Origin of the sequence: Paenibacillus solani (assembly GCF_050475945.1) — a bacterium.
Taxonomy (GTDB): Bacteria; Bacillota; Bacilli; order Paenibacillales; family Paenibacillaceae; genus Paenibacillus_AQ; species Paenibacillus_AQ solani_A.
In genome coordinates this window covers 611,555-630,124 of sequence record NZ_JBCMXJ010000005.1, presented here as the reverse complement: position 1 = coordinate 630,124, position 18,570 = coordinate 611,555, and the positions used below count along the sequence as shown (strand labels likewise).

Annotated in this window: 18 protein-coding genes; all 18 read left to right on the top strand. The window is 47.8% G+C overall.

The genetic code is table 11. From position 1 onward, the window contains the following. Positions 1-160 precede the first annotated feature (160 nt). The gene (gene dpsA, locus ABEQ74_RS04650) at positions 161-1,057 is read left to right on the top strand and encodes a dipicolinate synthase subunit DpsA (RefSeq protein ID WP_430119937.1); all 897 of its coding nucleotides are present in this window, start codon (positions 161-163) and stop codon (positions 1,055-1,057) included. After that, the gene (locus ABEQ74_RS04645; RefSeq protein WP_430119935.1) at positions 1,058-1,648 is read left to right on the top strand and encodes a dipicolinate synthase subunit B; all 591 of its coding nucleotides are present in this window, start codon (positions 1,058-1,060) and stop codon (positions 1,646-1,648) included. It abuts the gene before it with no gap. Between the two features lie 252 nt (positions 1,649-1,900). After that, positions 1,901-3,115: an aspartate kinase gene (gene dapG / locus ABEQ74_RS04640; protein ID WP_430119933.1), complete on the top strand. Its 1,215-nt coding sequence runs from the start codon at positions 1,901-1,903 to the stop codon at positions 3,113-3,115. 118 nt (positions 3,116-3,233) lie between these two features. Beyond that, positions 3,234-4,115 (top strand): 4-hydroxy-tetrahydrodipicolinate synthase, encoded by an 882-nt coding sequence (gene dapA, locus ABEQ74_RS04635; protein WP_430119931.1) that lies wholly within the window; start codon positions 3,234-3,236, stop codon positions 4,113-4,115. Between the two features lie 226 nt (positions 4,116-4,341). Beyond that, positions 4,342-6,021, top strand: coding sequence for a ribonuclease J (locus ABEQ74_RS04630; protein WP_430119929.1), 1,680 nt, complete (start codon positions 4,342-4,344; stop codon positions 6,019-6,021). A gap of 293 nt (positions 6,022-6,314) precedes the next feature. Further along, entirely contained in the window at positions 6,315-7,091 is a 777-nt protein-coding gene (locus tag ABEQ74_RS04625) for a ClpP family protease (RefSeq protein WP_430119927.1), read from the top strand. Then, entirely contained in the window at positions 7,088-7,324 is a 237-nt protein-coding gene (locus tag ABEQ74_RS04620) for a YlzJ-like family protein (RefSeq protein ID WP_430119925.1), read from the top strand. The genes ABEQ74_RS04625 and ABEQ74_RS04620 overlap by 4 nt, the downstream gene beginning before the upstream one ends. Before the next feature lie 46 nt (positions 7,325-7,370). Then, the gene (locus ABEQ74_RS04615; protein WP_430119923.1) at positions 7,371-10,019 is read left to right on the top strand and encodes a DNA translocase FtsK 4TM domain-containing protein; all 2,649 of its coding nucleotides are present in this window, start codon (positions 7,371-7,373) and stop codon (positions 10,017-10,019) included. A 205-nt stretch (positions 10,020-10,224) separates the two neighbouring features. Beyond that, complete coding sequence (gene sleB / locus ABEQ74_RS04610) at positions 10,225-11,037, top strand: spore cortex-lytic enzyme (protein WP_430119921.1); 813 nt, start codon at positions 10,225-10,227, stop codon at positions 11,035-11,037. A 131-nt stretch (positions 11,038-11,168) separates the two neighbouring features. Then, on the top strand, positions 11,169-12,449 hold the full coding sequence (gene yfmF, locus ABEQ74_RS04605) for an EF-P 5-aminopentanol modification-associated protein YfmF (RefSeq protein ID WP_430119919.1): 1,281 nt from the start codon (positions 11,169-11,171) through the stop codon (positions 12,447-12,449). A gap of 3 nt (positions 12,450-12,452) precedes the next feature. After that, positions 12,453-13,733 carry an EF-P 5-aminopentanol modification-associated protein YfmH gene (gene yfmH, locus ABEQ74_RS04600; RefSeq protein WP_430119917.1) on the top strand — a complete coding sequence of 427 codons (1,281 nt, stop codon included), beginning with the start codon at positions 12,453-12,455 and terminating at the stop codon, positions 13,731-13,733. Further along, positions 13,733-14,503, top strand: a complete 771-nt coding sequence (gene ymfI, locus ABEQ74_RS04595) for an elongation factor P 5-aminopentanone reductase (protein WP_430119915.1) — start codon at positions 13,733-13,735, stop codon at positions 14,501-14,503. Before yfmH ends, ymfI begins: the two co-directional genes overlap by 1 nt. Before the next feature lie 105 nt (positions 14,504-14,608). Continuing rightward, a complete protein-coding gene (locus ABEQ74_RS04590; RefSeq protein WP_430119913.1) occupies positions 14,609-14,863 on the top strand; it encodes a DUF3243 domain-containing protein in 255 nt (84 codons plus the stop codon). 204 nt (positions 14,864-15,067) lie between these two features. Next, complete coding sequence (locus tag ABEQ74_RS04585) at positions 15,068-15,835, top strand: DUF3388 domain-containing protein (RefSeq protein WP_054402935.1); 768 nt, start codon at positions 15,068-15,070, stop codon at positions 15,833-15,835. A 48-nt stretch (positions 15,836-15,883) separates the two neighbouring features. Then, positions 15,884-16,825: a RodZ domain-containing protein gene (locus ABEQ74_RS04580; RefSeq protein WP_430119911.1), complete on the top strand. Its 942-nt coding sequence runs from the start codon at positions 15,884-15,886 to the stop codon at positions 16,823-16,825. A 76-nt stretch (positions 16,826-16,901) separates the two neighbouring features. Beyond that, entirely contained in the window at positions 16,902-17,075 is a 174-nt protein-coding gene (locus ABEQ74_RS04575; RefSeq protein ID WP_165593399.1) for a hypothetical protein, read from the top strand. A gap of 145 nt (positions 17,076-17,220) precedes the next feature. Beyond that, complete coding sequence (locus ABEQ74_RS04570; RefSeq protein WP_430119909.1) at positions 17,221-17,712, top strand: YajQ family cyclic di-GMP-binding protein; 492 nt, start codon at positions 17,221-17,223, stop codon at positions 17,710-17,712. Between the two features lie 268 nt (positions 17,713-17,980). Next, positions 17,981-18,568, top strand: a complete 588-nt coding sequence (pgsA, locus tag ABEQ74_RS04565; protein WP_430119907.1) for a CDP-diacylglycerol--glycerol-3-phosphate 3-phosphatidyltransferase — start codon at positions 17,981-17,983, stop codon at positions 18,566-18,568. Positions 18,569-18,570: the final 2 nt, after the last annotated feature.

The following is an 18,570-nucleotide window of genomic DNA, read 5'->3' as shown; positions in this document are numbered from 1 at the left end:
GATGCTCAGTTGTAAACAAATAGTTTGAATCCATTTGTGCTCATAGAGCGCTTCTTTTTATGCGTTAAGGCGGTAGTTTAAGGGAAATACCTTCACCTCCCCATAGGCGGCGGCATAAGATGGTCTATACATTGGTTTGAAGAAAGGAGCGAGGCCTTCCATGCTGACTGGAGTCCGGACCGTCTTTGTTGGAGGAGACGCAAGGCAAATTGAAGTCATTCGCAAATGTGCTGAGATGGATGCCTCTGTCATGATCGCCGGGTTTGAGAAATTGCAGGATTCTTTTCAGGGAGTGACAAGGGAGCCGCTCACGCCAGAGCTTTTATCGGGGGCTGATGCTCTAATTCTGCCTGTTGTGGGATGTGATGATGAAGGCCGTGTCAGCGCGCTCTTCTCTGAAGGGGCGCTTAGACTACAGGAGGAGCATATCGCAGCGATGCCCGGGCATGGTGTGATCTATACTGGTATGGCGAAACCTTATTTGCGCTCGCTATGTGACAAATATAAGATCAAGCTGGTTGAGATTTTGGAGAGGGACGATGTCGCCATCTATAATTCCATTCCGACAGCGGAAGGGGCTCTGATGATGGCAATCCAAAATACCGATTTTACCATCCACGGATCAACCAGCATGGTCCTCGGTATGGGCCGTACAGGATTCACCATGGCGCGCAGCCTGCAAGGATTGGGTGCCAAAATCAGGATGGGAGTACGCAGATCAGAGCATTATGCAAGGGCGGAAGAGATGGGCTGGAAGCCCTTCATGATAAGGGATTTGGGGTCCTATGTGACGGATATTGACTTGCTTTTTAACACGATTCCAACTATGATAGTCACAGCACAAATCATCTCAAAAATGCCTCGGGAGGCTGTCATTATCGATCTCGCCTCCGCACCTGGCGGATGCGATTTTCGCTATGCCGAGAAACGGGGAATCAAAGCCATGCTCGCACCCGGACTACCCGGAATCGTGGCTCCAAAAACAGCAGGCATCATTATGGCCAACACGCTGGTGGAGCTGATTTCTGAAGAAATCAAGATGCGGGGGGATGCGTAGATGAATTGGAATGGAATTACCGTGGGGTATGCCTTGACAGGATCACACTGCACACTTGAAGAAGTGATGCCGCAGATCCAGCGTTTCAAGGATGGGGGAGCGAATGTGATACCGATCGTATCGAGCACCATCATGACTACGGATACTCGATTCGGTACGTCGGCAAATTGGCAGTCACAGTTGAAAGATATAACCGGGAATGATATTATTTCTACAATTGTGGAGGCGGAGCCGCTAGGTCCATCCAAGCTTTTGGACGTTCTCGTAATTGCACCTTGCACGGGCAATACGACTAGCAAACTGGCCAATGCGATGACAGACAGTCCTGTTTTAATGGCGGCCAAAGCACAGATGAGAAACTGCAGACCGCTCGTTTTGGCGATTTCAACGAATGATGGCCTGGGATTAAATGCGGCCAATATCGCCAAGCTGCTGGTCACGAAGAACATCTACTTTGTTCCGTACGGACAGGATAATCCGCAGCAGAAACCAAACTCGCTGGTGGCCAAAATGAACCTGATCCCGGAGGCGTGTTACGCGGCTCTGGAGGGTAAACAATTGCAACCGATGATCGTGGAATATGCAACTTAATGCCTAAGTGAAGCAAACCCATCAATATAGAGAATAACGGCATACTCTGAGCGATTTTTGTCGAATGCGCCCGGTTTACGCTGGAAGACGTTTAAATAATGGCATAAGCGTAATCCGGTGTCGGTGTTACGCTATATGAATCGCTGAATCATCATTGTGATCATACGTAAACGGCCAGGCTGAATAGCCGGCCGTTTCAGTCGGTCTTGCCCCTTTACATTTCCCGGGCATATTTAAACGGAGGAATATTATATGCGCATCTTAGTTCAAAAATTCGGCGGCACATCATTGTCTACACCGCAAGCAAGAAATCATGTCATCGGGCATATCCAGCGTGAGCTGGCCAACCAATATCAATTGGTTGTGGTAGTATCAGCGATAGGACGCCGCGGCGAGCCTTACGCTACAGATACTCTCTTGGACTGGATCGAGCATAATGGTAATGCCTTACCAGACCGGGAGCGAGATTTGCTGCTCTGCTGCGGTGAGATTATCTCAGCTACGACACTGTGCAGCTTGCTTCAGCATGAGGGAATCACTGCAACCGTACTGACTGGAGCACAAGCCGGATTTCTTACAGATAATCACTTCGGAAATGCGCGCATTAAGGATGTCAAGCCTGAACGGGTTCTAAATGAGCTGGAATCTCACCAAGTCGTGATTGTCACTGGTTTCCAGGGGCAAACCGATAGCGGTGATTTTACGACACTGGGCAGGGGCGGAAGCGATACGTCGGCGACTGCACTAGGCGCTGCGCTTCGTGCGGAGATGGTTGATATCTATACGGATGTCAACGGAATTCTCACTGCAGATCCACGGATTGTAGAAGACGCTAAGCCGCTTGTTAACGTAAGCTACACGGAAATCTGCAATATGGCTCACCAAGGTGCTAAAGTTATTCATCCTAGAGCAGTTGAGATTGCTATGCAGTCCCAAATTCCGGTCAGAGTGCGGTCAACCTTTTCGGATAATGAGGGAACTTTGGTTACCCAGCCTGAGGGCTTTCGAGACTCCTATTCCGGAATCGTGGACCGCTTTGTGACGGGAGTTGCATATGTAAGCAATATTACGCAAATCTCAGTGGAATGTGACCGCACGGAGGGTCTCCAACTGAAGGTGTTTAAATCGATGGCCGAACATTCCATCAGCGTTGATTTTATTAATGTAACCTCAACCGGGGTGCTTTATACGGTATTTGACAGTGATTCGGAGAAGGCAATCGAGGTGCTGCAAGGCTTGGATTTGAAACCGAAAAGCTTGTCTGGATGCGCTAAGGTATCGGTGATCGGCGGCGGCATCAATGGAGTTCCGGGCATCATGGCCAAAATAGTAGAATCATTGAGTGAGCATGATATTCCGATCCTGCAATCGGCAGATTCGAACACAACGATTTGGGTTTTGGTGAAGAAGGAAGATATGGCGCAAGCCCTAAGAGCTTTGCATCACACGTTTGAACTTCACAGATAACCCCTATTGCTCCAGCTATATTTATATGATCAACGTTTCTTATGAAACATAATATTTATTTATAAGATTACTTACGAAAGAAGCTCTTCATTTCTGGAGGGCTTAAGGAGGAATCATTGTGGATTTCGGAAGATTGATTACAGCTATGGTAACCCCTTTTGAGCCGAATGGTGGGATTAATTGGGACGAGACCGCGAAACTGATTGAGTACCTGATCGTGGAGCAGAAATCGGATTCACTGGTCATCGCTGGAACAACCGGCGAATCACCTACACTAAGCGAAGCAGAGAAGCTCGAGTTGTTTAAGTTTGCGGTAAAGCAGGCGGCGGGACGAAGCAAAATTATTGCTGGCACCGGAAGCAACGATACTGCACATTCAGCAGATTTGACGAAAAAGGCAGAGAACTGCGGGGTCGACGGTATTTTGCTCGTGGCTCCTTACTATAACAAACCGAACCAGGAAGGTCTGTACCAACATTTTAAGACAATTGCAGAAGCAACCTCGCTGCCAGTCATGCTGTATAATGTGCCTGGACGTACGGTCATCAGCTTAAGTACAGCTACCACTCTGCGTCTAGCTCAAATTCCGAATATCGTTGCGACCAAGGAATGTGCTTCGATCGACCAGGTTACCGCCATCGTCGCAGGTGCTACGGAAGGGTTTACTGTATATTCCGGCGATGATTCCGCTGCATTGCCTGCGCTTGCAGTTGGTGCCTACGGTATCGTAAGCGTGGCCAGCCATATCGCTGGCGCTCAGATGAAGGAGATGATTGGGGCTTATGTGGATGGTAAAGTAACAGAAGCTGCCAAGATTCATCAATCCTTGTTCCCGCTGTTTAAAGGGCTCTTTGAATGTCCTGACCCGCTTCCGAACCCCGCTGCGGTCAAGTTTGCACTTAATGAGCGGGGCTATCAGATGGGTGGTGTTCGTCTGCCACTCGTTTCGCCAAGTGAGAGCGAGGTAGCTTTTATCCGTAATATCTTGTCTTCTTTATAAAGCTAGTCGATAACCAATCACAAGCCATTGCCTTCCAAGAGGGTGATGGCTTTTCTGCGTTTTAAACCTTTCTGTTTCGGGGCATCCTATGACACACGAAGGTGGCTGACTTGTGTTTTCACTTTTTCATCATGTATAATGAGTTCAAGTGACTGGGTGCGGTATTTTTTTGAAATTTAATATAACAATGGTACGACGTCCAAAACTATAGGAGGGTTAGATACATTTGTCTAAGAAAATAAGCAACGATAAACTATCGATTTTTGCCTTGGGCGGCGTCGGTGAGATCGGGAAGAATATGTATGTCATCCAATATGCCAACGACATCGTCGTCGTGGATGCGGGATTGAAGTTCCCAGAAGAAGATATGCTTGGGATTGATATTGTTATTCCTGATATTAGCTATTTAACGGAAAATCGTGACAAAGTGAGAGGGATTCTACTGACTCACGGTCACGAGGACCATATTGGTGGCCTCCCGTACGTGCTTAAGCATCTGAATGTTCCTGTGTATGGAACGAAATTGACGCTCGGATTAGTGGAGAACAAGCTTAGAGAAGCGAATCTCCTCGGCGAAACAAAACGGATTTTGATCAATGCGGATTCGGAAGTACAGCTTGGAAACACATTAAAGGCGACCTTCTTCAAAACGAATCACAGTATTCCGGATTCCGTTGGTATCTGTATCGAAACACCGGAAGGTAATGTAGTTCACACAGGAGACTTTAAGTTTGATCACACTCCGGTAAATGACCAATATGCAGATCTGCAGCGTATGGCTGAGATCGGAAGCAAAGGGGTATTGGCTCTACTGTCTGATAGTACAAATGCAGAGAGACCAGGCTTTACGCCTTCTGAGAAAAATGTGGGCATCGTATTGGAAGATATTTTCCGCAAGGCGGAGCAGCGTGTAGTTGTAGCAACGTTTGCATCCAATGTGCATCGAATTCAGCAGGTCGTTAATGCTGCCGAATCCACCGGACGCAAGATTACGGTTATCGGAAGAAGCATGGTAAACGTTGTATCGATTGCCTCTGAGCTGGGATATCTTCACATTCCAGACGGAATGTTGATCGAACCTGAAGAAGTTAACAAAATGGCCGCGGATCGCGTAGTTGTTCTATGTACAGGCAGTCAGGGAGAACCTATGTCAGCGCTAACACGAATGGCGCGTTCTACTCACCGCAAGGTGGATATTTTACCAGGAGATACGGTTATTATCGCCGCTACACCTGTTCCAGGAAACGAAAAATATGTTGGCCGTACCATTGATGAGCTGTTCCGTCTGGGAGCAGATGTCATTTACAGCGGATCTAATTCAGGTGTCCATGTTTCAGGTCACGGCAGTCAGGAAGAACTCAAACTGATGCTGAATCTGATGAAACCGCAATTTTTCATTCCTGTCCATGGTGAATACCGGATGCAGCGTCGTCACGCACTCCTCGCAGAGTCCGTCGGTGTAGAACCGGACAACATTTTTATTACCGACATCGGTGAAATTGTAGAAATTCAAGGCGGTTCAGCTCGTAAAGCTGGTAAAGTAACTGCGGGTAACGTTCTGATTGACGGACTTGGTGTGGGCGACGTAGGCAACATTGTGCTGCGTGACCGCAAACTTCTGTCCCAGGATGGTATTCTGGTCGTAGTTGTTACCTTGAGCAAGCAAAACGGCTCTATCGTTTCCGGCCCTGATATTATTTCGCGTGGATTCGTATACGTTCGGGAATCCGAAGGTCTTCTGGATGAAGCGAACCGTATCGTTTCCAGCACACTTCAGAAGCTGATGAGTGAGAACGTAAATGAGTGGGCGTCACTAAAAACGAGCGTAAAAGACGCTTTGGGACGCTTCTTGTATGAACAAACTCGCCGCAGACCTATGATCTTGCCGATCATTATGGAAGTCTAATCAGGACAATCTAATAAATCAGGCACACAGTCGCCCCTTTTTCGCAGGTAATAATTGGACGGTTTCCGCGAAAAAGGGGCTTTTTATATGGTTTTTCAGGTGAATCACCTACCTAAAACCTGCGCAAACAGTTGAAGTGACCCCTCTCAGAGAAGGGATTCTTTGGTTTGGGCATGACCAGCAAAGAGATGTTGTGGATGCTCGAAGCATAAAGGAGTACCTTCATTTGCCATACTAATGAACAGCTATACGATAGTTGCAGCAAGACATTAATGTAAAGGCAGGGATTTGTGATGGATAACGATCAAGTGAATACCGGCACCAAAAAAGCAGGATGGAGTGGCGAGACAGAAGCTCCATCCATCATTCCTAACGAGGGTGGCAAGCAAGCGGCCGTGACGGAGACCATTCAGCAGTTAGGGCAAACAGGCCTCCCAAACGGTGGAGAATCCAATGTATTTTGCATGACCATCATCGGTCAGATCGAAGGCCATATTGTGCTTCCACCCCAAAACAAGACAACTAAATATGAGCATATGATCCCACAGCTGGTGGCAGCGGAGCAAAATCCGCGAATTGAAGGGCTGCTGATCATTCTGAACACCGTAGGTGGTGATGTGGAGGCTGGACTTGCTATTGCCGAGATGATTGCATCTCTCAGCAAACCTACCGTAACAGTCGTTATTGGAGGAGGACACAGTATCGGTGTACCCATCGCGGTTGCTGCAGACCATTCCTTCATTGCTGAGAGCGCAACGATGACAATTCATCCGATTCGGATGAGCGGCTTGGTCATTGGCGTACCACAGACGTTTGAATATATGGAGAAAATGCAGGAGCGCGTCGTACGTTTCGTCACGAGCCATTCGGAAATAACGGAGGAAATGTTTAAGGATCTGATGTTTAAGACGGGAGAACTGAACAGAGATATTGGTACAGCGGTCTCGGGTTCGGACGCCGTAAAATACGGCCTGATGAATGAAGTAGGTGGAATCGGACAGGCATTAAGCCGCTTGAACAGCATGATTGCTGAACGCAAAACGATCCATCCTGGAGGTATCACACAATGACCTGGTACAGCGTAATGCCATTGGATTATACAGGGGTGCATTTAGGTGAACAGGCAGCCGTGTTGTCCAAGGAGGTCCGGGTGGAGGGAATCTTAATGGAGGTTGAGCCTCTTGCAGAGGATCAGGCGAAAATTGTCCGCTTACTGGATTGTATGCTCCAGGATTATTTGAATCCTAGGTATGCTCCAGGGGCCATTATTCGCTATATTCCGACCATGAAAGATGAGGCTTAAGGCTGAAAACAGAACATAGGTACGCCACCGAATATTATGCTATAATATGGATTCGGGGGTGACACTTTTGGCAAAACGGAAGAAAAAGAAGAAGGCAGCCTTTGCAGCTGTACTGAAATATGAAATTTATGGAATTGTGTTGATGACACTCTCGGTCATCGCGTTATCCGGAGAAGCACCGGTGGGGCGTTCCCTGTCCAAGATGTCGGGATTTCTGCTGGGCAAGTATTATTTTATCATCCCCCTAATTGGTATTTATTACGGGTTAATGGTGATGATTCACCGGAAATGGCCCAAGCGATGGAACAGCAGACGTACCGGTGTTCTTCTCTTGGTATTATCACTCACTTTAATGAGCAGTATCTCAGGTCTGGAGTCTAAGCTGGCCCCGATCGGACAATTGAGCGCATCCAATGCGCTGAGCCAAATACATAGTGATTTGCAGGGTGAACTGTTGCATGGAGCAGAGGACGATGGTCGTCATCCTGTGATGGGCAGAGATATTAGCGGCGGTTATGTCGGAGCCCTGCAGTTTGCCCTTTTGTTCATGCTGTTCGGCAGCATAGGGGCTAAGCTGATTATGATCGTCATGCTGTTTATCAGCTTTATGCTGATTACCAATCTGTCCTACGTTGATTTGATGCGGATGTTCCGGGTAAGGGTTGTGAAGGCCGGGGAGCGGATGCAGAAAAAAATGAACAGCCAGCAAACCAAATCCAGAGCCGCAGCCAAATTAAATGCAAAGGAACAGCGCATACCATTGCCTGTGGATTTGGATGAGGAAGATGATCTGGATGATATGGAAGACATAAAGCTGCCGCGCCGCAAAACTCCGCAATTCTTTCAATTGTTTGGTTTTAAGGGCAACAAGCAGGACGAGGGCGCACAAGCGGTCGAGGATGCAATGGACGAGGGTGCACCTGTATTTACAGCTGGTAACGGTTTGGATGCGCATGAGAAGGGTGAAGTTGTCCTGTTCAGCCGTCAGGATCAGCCGGAGAGGGAAAACGATGCTGCCATCTCTACAGCGGATGCAGTACCATCTTCACCGATTATCCGCGATTTCTTCGAGCAAGTAAAACAAGAAGGGCAGCTGGATGAGGAGTACGACGAACCGGAAGCAACGATACCTGCAGTACAGGAAGACGCGCATGCTAACATAGCTGCTGATTCTGTAGGTGATCCCGAGACAGCAAGTGAAACCGCCATGACGGGTAACGACGGGCTGGAGATTATGACGGCTGCAGTACCTCCCACTCCACCGCCCAAGCCGTACAAGCTGCCGCCGTTCCGGCTGCTATCCAAACCGAATAATGGCGGTAAGGGCGGCGATCAGAACGATTATATGCAGACCGCCCGCAAGCTGGAAGCAACGCTTGAAAGCTTCGGCGTCCGGGCTAAAGTTCTGGAGGTAGTGAGAGGCCCGTCTGTAACTCGCTATGAAATCCAGCCGGACATTGGCGTCAAGGTCAGTCGGATCGTTAATCTGACCGATGACATCGCGCTTGCGCTTGCAGCCAAGGATATTCGGATGGAAGCCCCGATCCCAGGTAAGTCAGCGATCGGGATTGAGGTCCCAAATAATGAAGTATCGCTCGTGACCATGAGAGAGGTTATGGAAACACCGACGTTTCAGGACGCGGAATCCAAACTGTCGATTGCCTTCGGCCGCGACATTTCAGGTCAGACGATCGTCGGCAATCTGGCCCGGATGCCCCATTTACTTGTAGCTGGTGCAACGGGCTCTGGTAAATCCGTATGTATCAACGGCATCATTACCAGCATTCTGTATAAAGCGAAGCCGGATGAAGTCAAATTCCTGATGGTCGATCCGAAGATGGTCGAGCTTAATGTTTACAATGGGATTCCCCATCTAATGGCGCCGGTTGTAACCGACCCGAAACGGGCATCGCTCGCACTGAAAAAAATCGTGGTTGAGATGGAGAAGCGGTATGAGCTGTTCTCCAAATCGGGGACACGAAATATTGAAGGCTACAACAATCTGATGAAGGATAATTTGCCCGCGGTATTGCCATATATCGTTGTCATCGTGGATGAGCTGGCAGACTTGATGATGGTAGCAGCCAATGATGTTGAAGACGCGATTACGCGATTGGCCCAAATGGCGCGTGCTGCCGGGATCCATCTCATCATTGCGACACAGCGTCCGTCGGTCGATGTCATTACCGGCGTTATTAAAGCGAATATCCCGTCGCGTATTGCTTTTGGTGTGTCCTCTCAGGTTGATTCCCGAACGATCCTGGATATGGCGGGAGCCGAGAAGCTGCTCGGTCGCGGGGATATGCTGTTTATGCCGATGGGCTCGTCCAAGCCGATTCGGGTGCAAGGAGCCTTCATGAGTGATCAGGAGGTTGAGAATATCGTGGATTTCGTCCGCGATCAAGGTCAGGCTGAATATGATGAGTCGTTGGTGCCGGAGGTTGAGGAATCAGCGAATTCGGATGATGAACAATTGGATGAGCTGTATGAGCAGGCGGTAACCATTGTCCTGGAAGCTAAGCAGGCGTCGGTATCTCTGCTGCAGCGCAGAATGCGTGTCGGTTATACACGTGCAGCCCGTCTGATTGATTCCATGGAGGCTCGCGGAGTTATTGGTCCTTATGAGGGCAGCAAGCCGCGTGAAGTGTTGATGTCGATGGAGCAATATCAACAGCAGCAGAATCGAATCAGTTAAAAGTGATAATCCGGCATGCTGTTAAGTTTTACCTGGCTATACAGATAATCGTGAGTCGTTTCTCTTCGGAGAAGCGGCTCCTTTTTGTCATGGTGACATTTGTTCTCCCGCCTGGTTAATGGAGGCGGGTGCATAGGAAATTGGCAGTCTTGTCATACTAACAGCAGTGAGACATGGTAAATCACAAGAGAAAGGTAGAGCGCAGATGAAAAACTCAAAAATCTGGATTACGATAAGTATCGCAGTTCTCTTATCTGCTGTTGTTTTGGTTCCGGGAGAAGTAACAGCAGATCCCTATTCGAATCCTCAGGAAGCTTTGCCCACCTTCAGTCAGCAGGTTATTCAATTCGGCTCTACAGGTGAAGATGTATATGAGCTGCAAGGCCGTCTGAAATATCTGGGGTTTTATTACGGGAAAATTGACAGTGTATTTGGTTCCAAGACGCAAGGGTCCGTTAAATGGTTCCAATCGGAGTTTGGCATGGAAGTCGATGGTGTCGTTGGACCGAAGGTTAAGCTTAAACTGTATAATGCAACGAAGGACTTCCGTCCGACCGCTCCCAAGCTTCATGAAGGAGGACAAACAGCTGGTACAGGAAACGGCGGCGCTTCAACGGATAATAGTAATAACAACAACTTAGGCTCTTCCAATAACATGGGGCTCTCGGAAAATGATCTGAGAATTATGGCGAATGCTGTGTATGGTGAATCTCGTGGGGAACCTTTCGAAGGACAGGTAGCCGTAGCGGCGGTAATTCTGAACCGCGTCAAATCTCCAAACTTCCCGAATACTCCGCATGGGGTTATATTTGAACCGAGAGCCTTTACCGCGGTAGCCGACGGTCAAATATGGCTTGAACCGAACGAGCAGGCGAAGAAAGCAGTACAGCAGGCGCTGAGCGGCTGGGATCCGACAGGGGGCTGTCTGTACTATTTCAATCCGAAAACGGCCACCTCCCCTTGGATATGGACTCGCCCTCAAGTGAAGACCATCGGTCAACATATATTTTGCATGTAAGCCGCATCCATCCTCAGAGCAACCGGGGCCTGTCTTCGGTTGCTTCTTCACTTTGCAATGGGTTAGAATGAAACTTAACAATGAAGTAAATCTATGGCAACGACAATCCATGATGTAAGGGGATTTGGACCTTGACAAAAACGGAATTTGAACACGGAACAGCCGGGGGAATACGAATTCATGTATTACCCACGAACCGATTCAAGACATTTGCGATCTCGCTTTACGCGGGAAGTCCGTTAGCTGAAGAAACCGTGACTCCAACGGCACTTACGCCTTTTGTACTACGGCGAGGCACCATTTCCTATCCGGAAACAAGGGCTTTTCGCGAGCGCCTGGAGCAGCTGTACGGGGCCGGGTTTGGATTTGATGTGTATAAGCGCGGCGATTACCAGATCGTGCATTTCCGCATGGACACGATCAATGATTCTTTTGTTAAAAGTTCAGAAAGCTTGCTTCGTTCTTCCTTTGCCTTTCTGGGCGAAGCTTTCACGCAGCCTGCTCTGGAAGATGGAGTGTTTCGCAAATCTTATGTGCAGACCGAGCGTGACACAGTCCGCAAGAAGCTGGAATCCATCGTCAATGACAAGATTCGTTATGCAGCTGAGCGCTGTATTGAGGTCATGTGCAAGAACGAGCCGTATCGATTGCATCCGTTAGGAGAACGGAAGGATCTTGATGGAATCACACCGGAAGGCTTATATGAGTCCTATCAGAAGTGGCTCAATGAATCCGTACTGGATTTATACGTGGTTGGCGATACAAGTTTGGATGAAGTGAAGAAGCTTGTAGAGGAGCATTTTAAACTGAATAGAACAGGTGGTAAGGATTATGTTCCTTCTTCCACCCGAGTTGCATCTAACGAGACACAGACGGTTGTTGAGAAACTGGACATCAACCAGGGTAAGCTCAATATGGGTCTTAGAAGTACAATTACTTACGGAGATGATGAGTACGCCTCGGCGCTTCTCTATAATGGTATTTTGGGCGGATATCCGCATTCGAAGCTGTTCGTTAACGTGAGGGAGAAGGAAAGTCTGGCGTATTACGCATCTTCCCGCTATGACGGTCATAAAGGCATTGCGACGATCCAGTCGGGGATCGAAGTTCAGAATTTCGAGAAGGCCGTCGAAATTATTCGTCAGCAGCTTGATGATATGGCGAAAGGTGCCATAACGGATATCGAGATGTCCCAGACGAAAGCGATGATCCGCAATGTGATCAGAGAAATGCAGGATTCTGCCTTTGAGATGATCGCCTATGATTTCAACCGGACGCTGTCTGGACGTGAACGCTCGCCTGATGAACTGCTAAACCAGGTTGAGAACATTACAGTGGATGATGTGAAGCAGGCAGCTTCAGCATTTTCACTGGATACAATCTATTTCCTGAAAGGTCAAAAGGAGGAATAGCCAGTGGAGAGCATTCATTATGACAACCTGCAGGAAACGCTGTATTACGAAGTAATGGATAATGGTCTGCATGTGTATGTGCTGCCTAAACCCGGCTTCCAGAAAACCTATGCGACCTTTGCAACCAAATACGGCTCGGTGGATAACCACTTCAAGGTCGAAGGGGAGTCCGAGATCCGGGTACCGGACGGTATTGCGCATTTTCTTGAACACAAAATGTTTGAGGAGCCGGAAGGCGACATTTTTGCCAAGTTTGCATCTAATGGTGCTTCTGCGAATGCCTTTACAAGCTTTGATCAGACAGTGTATCTATTCTCTGCAACGGAGAACATTCATGAGAACTTGGAGACACTGATCGATTTCGTTCAGAACCCCTACTTTACAGACCAAAACGTGGAGAAGGAAAAAGGTATCATTGGACAGGAAATCAACATGTATCAAGACAATCCGGATTGGCGCGTGTATTTTGGTTTAATCGAAGCGATGTACAAGGTACATCCAGTGCATATCGATATTGCCGGCACAGTGGAGTCCATCGGGACCATTACGAAGGAAGATCTGTATACATGCTACAATGCGTTCTATCATCCGAGTAACATGCTGCTGTTTGTGGTCGGGGGGGTAGACCCTCAGGAAACGATGAGCGTGATTCGATCGAATCAAGCAGCGAAGTCGTATGACAAGCAAGGCTCGATTGAACGGCTATTCGATCAGGAGCCGCTGGAAGTCAACGAGAAGCGGAAAGAAAGCCGCCTGGCTGTCTCGCTCCCGAAATGTCTGTTCGGATTCAAGGAGAAGCAGGTTGGCTTAAATCCGGAGGACCAGCTGCGTCGCGATTTAACAACAAAGCTGATGATGGACCTGTTGTTTGGCTCCAGTACAGAACTATACCAGAAGCTGTATGACGAGGATCTGATCTCTGACAGTTTCGGTCATGAATATAATAGCTCGCCGCAGTATGCATTCTCTGCCGTGGGGGGCGATACGAAGGACCCCGATCAGCTGCTTGAACGCATCCGCACCGAAGTAGATAAGTTGAAGTCAGCTGGCTTCCAGGCAACGGACTTCGAGCGTGCCCGCAAAAAGAAAATGGGCGGTTATTTGCGTATGCTCAATTCTCCGGAGAACATTGCCCATGAATTTACACGTTATCAATTCCGGGGGGCCGACTTCTTTAAGGTTCTGCCGCTTTATGAATCCATCACTTTGGACGATGTGAACCGACGTTTGCAGGAGCATATTGATTGGGATCAACTGGCTGTATCGATCGTTGTGAGTCCATAATGAAGCAAGACATGGGGAGAGATTTGAAACCGATCGGAGATATGACGGTACTGATCACAGGTGCCAGCAGAGGGATTGGAGCAGCCGTGGCGGAGCGTTTCGCCTCAGTTCGCATGAATGTCGTAATCCACTATATGAATTCACATGAAGCGGCCAACGAAGTTGCACGGCGCTGCATGGCATATGGGGCCAAGGTGTTGACTGTGTCTGCCGACCTTCGGGACAAAGAGCAAATCATGCGGATGAAAGAGAAACTTCAAAGTCATGATATGGAGCCGGATATCCTTGTGAATAACGCAGGGGTATCCCACTATGGGCTTTTGTCAGATGTGACAGAGGAACAGTGGGACACGCTCATGTCTATTAATCTGAGGGGGATGTTTCTGTGTTCCCAGGCGTTCATGGGACGGATGGTCTCCAATCGCTTTGGCAGAATCATTAATGTATCTTCTATCTGGGGATTATCGGGCGCCTCTTGCGAGGTGCTGTATTCGACAAGCAAAGGCGGCGTCAATGCTTTTACCAAGGCGCTGGCCAAGGAGCTTGCACCTTCAGGCGTAACCGTTAACGCCGTTGCTCCAGGGGCAGTGGATACGTCCATGTTGGGACATCTGGAACAGGATGAAATTCGCATGCTGGAGGAAGAAATTCCTGTCGGCAGACTGGCTCAGCCTGACGAGATTTCATCTCTGGTGTATTTTCTGGCACTGCCTGAGTCAGGTTACATCACAGGTCAAGTAATCAGCCCTAATGGCGGCTGGGTGACTTGATGATTATTCGTGGTGTTATTCACCACTCATAAGTTTTGGCTGCGGGGACATATTACTATTGTTATTTAAATCTGAATTGCCACAAGCAAAAGGAGGATTTAACTTATGTCATCCGTAATCAAAAACTTTGACTCCTGGAAAAAATTTCTGGGGGAGCGCGTCGTTCAAGCTGAGAAGGCAGGTATGAGTGAAGACACGATTTCCCAGCTTGCTTATGAGATTGGTGATTTCCTTGATGAGAAGGTAGATCCGCAAAACTCGTCAAACCGGGCTCTGAAAGAAATATGGGATGTGGGTAACGAGGAAGAACGCCGTGTGATCGCACGTCTCATGGTGAAATTGGCCAAGAACCACGCCTAATTCAATGCAAAAAGCCCCCTGCTTACAGGGGGCTTTTTGTCAAGGAAAAAGAATGTAATTTTCATGTTACCGTTAATACTTGCCTTTCATTTTTATTTTATATATCATTAACGTGACCCATTTTTAATTTGACCTGTTTTGTGTGCCTTTTTGGCTGGAATTTGTCGAATATTGATGGAAAAGAAGTAACAAAGAGGTGTCTTTGTGGAATCGAATCAATGGTACATGGAATACAAGATACATAAGAATCGGCCTGGCCTTTTAGGTGATATTGCTTCTGTGCTCGGTATGCTTGAAGTGAATATATTGACGATTAACGGCGTAGAAGGTCGAACCCGCGGAATGCTGCTTGAAACGGATGATGAAGAGAAAATAATTCTGATGGGCAAAACGCTAAACAAGATGAAGAATATTACGGTTACAGCCTTGAGACCCCCTAAATTGGTAGATATATTGGCTGTCCGACATGGACGATATATTGACCGGGACTCGGATGATCGTAAAACATTTCGTTTTACTCGTGACGAGCTCGGTTTACTTGTTGATTTTTTGGGTGAATTGTTCAAAAGGGAAGGCAATCAGGTTATCGGCCTACGCGGGATGCCTCGTGTCGGCAAAACGGAGTCCATTATCGCCGGCAGTGTCTGCGCGATGAAGCGATGGACCTTCGTTTCCTCAACGCTCCTTCGGCAAACCATTCGCAGTCAACTCTCTGAGGATGAGATGAACTCAAACAACATTTTCATTATAGACGGAATTGTCAGCACGATTCGCTCCAATGAGCGCCACTATCAGCTGCTTCAGGATATTATGAAAATGGACAGTACTAAAGTGATCGAACATCCTGATATATTCGTTCGCGAATCCGAATATTCCTATGATGATTTCGACATTATAATCGAATTGCGAAACAATCCGGAAGAGGAAATCGTTTATGATACGTTCACGGGTTCTTATAGTGACGATTTATAATATTTGTTTTTGATTTGACCACGAATTTCTAAAGTAGGAGGTGATGGCATGTCCGAACTGGGACAGCAATTAAGGGAGGCACGTCTGCAAAAAGGGATGAGCCTTGATGACGTGCAGGAAGTGACAAAAATACGCAAGCGATACTTGGAAGCCATCGAGGCAGGGGATTACAAAGTACTTCCCGGCAGTTTTTACGTGCGGGCATTCATCAAAACCTATGCGGAAGCGGTGGGGATGGACTCGGATGAACTGCTTGAAGGGCATAAACAGGATGTCCCTAAAACAGAGCCAGAGGCGACTATGGAGCCGGTTATCCAAAAGCGCGCCAGCAGACCTACAGCTGAACGGAATATGAAATGGCTGCCTACGCTTCTGATGTGGACGTTTCCGATACTGATCGTCGTTGTTATTTATTTGGTGGCTATCAACTCTAACGAGCCGAAGGATACACCTCCAACTGGCAGCAATGATCAGACACAGACCGATCAAGCCCAGAAACCGCAGACACCGGATACAAATACGCCAGGTGATGGAGCACAGGGCGGTGAGAACACACCGGACGATTCAGCTAACGAAGATACTACGGGTGAAGGTACGGATGGAACAGAGGGAACGGAAGTGGATGAGCCGGAAGACACTGTACCTGGGGAAACTACGGTGACCCAGGACAGAACGGAGGGCAAGAACACTGTCTTTAAGGTAACCGGCACTTCCGTGAAGGTGGAGATCGTGGCCACGAGTGAAGGTAAGAGCTGGGTTGAGGTATACCGCGGCAACAATACTTCCGGAGAGAAGCTGGCTTTCCAAATGCTCGAGAACGGTCAGTCTCTGAGTTTTGACATGGACAGACAGGGACTATTCGTGAAATCGGGGAATTCCGCTGCAACGACCATCACAGTAGGCGGTCAGACCGTAACAGATGGGAAATCTACATCACGTATTGTGCTGGAGCCGGGAGAAGGCTCAGCAGGTACTTCGGATACAGAATAATTGCCTGCTACCCAGGTCATCATAACAGCATGCGGCTGCATGCTGTTATTTCACTTCCTGAAAGAGGCGATACGCGGTGACGGTGAACTGGATTGTATTCGGATTAGGTATGATCGTCAGCCTTTTGGGATATTATTTAATACCAAACGACTGGGGATATGGCATCTTAGGCTTTGGGCTGGCACATATTCTACTAGGCATACTGAGTATGTTCCGTCGTCCGGTACAGAATGAGAAGGCTGAACATTGATGGAGCAGGCTTCGTTTTCGCCAGACTGGTGGTGAATAACGAAGTCTCTTTCGCCATATAGGGGCATTGATCATGCAAGATTAGACTTGTCTCAAGGTTTTTCCTATAATAGAAATCATATCGTTTATGAAAGGAAGGATTCACCATGGCTTCAGAAAATTCATTTGATATCGTATCCAAAATGGATATGCAGGAACTTAACAATGCGGTTAACCAAGCGGAGCGGGAGATCGAGAACCGTTTTGACTTCAAGGGGAGCAAGAGCAGTTTGAAGCTTGACAAGGAGGCATTGGTCATCGCCTCCGATGACGAGTATAAACTCAATGCTGTTATTGATATTTTGCAAACCAAAATGGTAAAACGGGGCTTATCGCTCAAGAATGTTGATTACGGAAAAATCGAACCGGCTTCCTTAGGTACTGTGCGTCAGCGTTTGACTTTAAAACAGGGGATCGATCAGGAAAACGCCAAAAAGATCAATATTTTGATTCGTGATTCCAAGTTGAAGGTCAAGAGCCAGATTCAAGGAGACCAAATTCGGGTAACCGGAAAAAATAAAGATGATCTTCAACAGGTCATGCAGATGCTTCGCAAAGCAGATCTAACGGTGGATTTGCAATTCACAAATTTCAAATAAAAGCCTTTCCTTTCTAATGCAGGGATGTCCTTAGGAAGGAGCGGGGCATTGTAATTTTGACAGCGCATCAGCTGAAATATTATACTAAAAAACGATATATAAGTATTAACGTATACATAGATTACTGGGGGATGAATATGACAGATAGTGATTCAAGCTTCAAACCCTTAAGGCTCTCGGGAAGAGCAACCCAGATGAAGTACAGAAGGATTACCACTGCGAGGTTCGCCGAGATTTCAAGACAACCCGTCGCAAGGGAGGTTGCTGCATGAATTTACCCAACCGCATCACGCTGGCCCGCATTTGCTTGATCCCTGTCATGATGATTTTCCTGCTGGTGGATTTTGATTTCTATCCTGCCCCCTTGGAGTGGAACGATTTTGTCCTGCCCTATAATCAATTGATTGCGGCATTGATATTTATATTAGCAGCGAGCACCGATGGGATTGACGGGTATTTGGCCCGCAAGAACAATATGGTCACGAATCTGGGGAAACTTCTGGATCCGCTTGCGGATAAACTGCTGGTGGCGGCCATACTCATATCGCTCGTAGAAATGGGGAAATGCGAATCCTGGATTGCTGTCGTGATTATTAGCAGAGAATTTGCTGTTACTGGATTGAGGCAGATCGCACTTTTGGAAGGTTCCGTTGTTGCAGCAGGTCAATCAGGAAAAATCAAGACGGTGATTCAAATCGTGGCAATTGTTGCCCTTCTGATCAACAATTTCCCGTTTGTTTTTCTGGGGATTCCGTTTGACGTCATTGCAATTTGGGCTGCCGCCATCATTACGATCTATTCAGGAATCGAATATTTTGTCCAGAACAGGCACCTCCTTAAAGGTACTGGGGCATAATT

Bases quoted from the DNA above. Each gene is read 5' to 3' on its own strand.
- dpsA (WP_430119937.1), top strand. From the start codon at position 161: ATGCTGACTGGAGTCCGGACCGTCTTTGTTGGAGGAGACGCAAGGCAA.
- ABEQ74_RS04645 (WP_430119935.1), top strand. From the start codon at position 1,058: ATGAATTGGAATGGAATTACCGTGGGGTATGCCTTGACAGGATCACAC.
- dapG (WP_430119933.1), top strand. From the start codon at position 1,901: ATGCGCATCTTAGTTCAAAAATTCGGCGGCACATCATTGTCTACACCG.
- ABEQ74_RS04625 (WP_430119927.1), top strand. From the start codon at position 6,315: ATGGATAACGATCAAGTGAATACCGGCACCAAAAAAGCAGGATGGAGT.
- ABEQ74_RS04620 (WP_430119925.1), top strand. From the start codon at position 7,088: ATGACCTGGTACAGCGTAATGCCATTGGATTATACAGGGGTGCATTTA.
- ABEQ74_RS04615 (WP_430119923.1), top strand. From the start codon at position 7,371: ATGGATTCGGGGGTGACACTTTTGGCAAAACGGAAGAAAAAGAAGAAG.
- sleB (WP_430119921.1), top strand. From the start codon at position 10,225: ATGAAAAACTCAAAAATCTGGATTACGATAAGTATCGCAGTTCTCTTA.
- ymfI (WP_430119915.1), top strand. From the start codon at position 13,733: ATGAAGCAAGACATGGGGAGAGATTTGAAACCGATCGGAGATATGACG.
- ABEQ74_RS04590 (WP_430119913.1), top strand. From the start codon at position 14,609: ATGTCATCCGTAATCAAAAACTTTGACTCCTGGAAAAAATTTCTGGGG.
- ABEQ74_RS04580 (WP_430119911.1), top strand. From the start codon at position 15,884: ATGTCCGAACTGGGACAGCAATTAAGGGAGGCACGTCTGCAAAAAGGG.
- ABEQ74_RS04570 (WP_430119909.1), top strand. From the start codon at position 17,221: ATGGCTTCAGAAAATTCATTTGATATCGTATCCAAAATGGATATGCAG.
- pgsA (WP_430119907.1), top strand. From the start codon at position 17,981: ATGAATTTACCCAACCGCATCACGCTGGCCCGCATTTGCTTGATCCCT.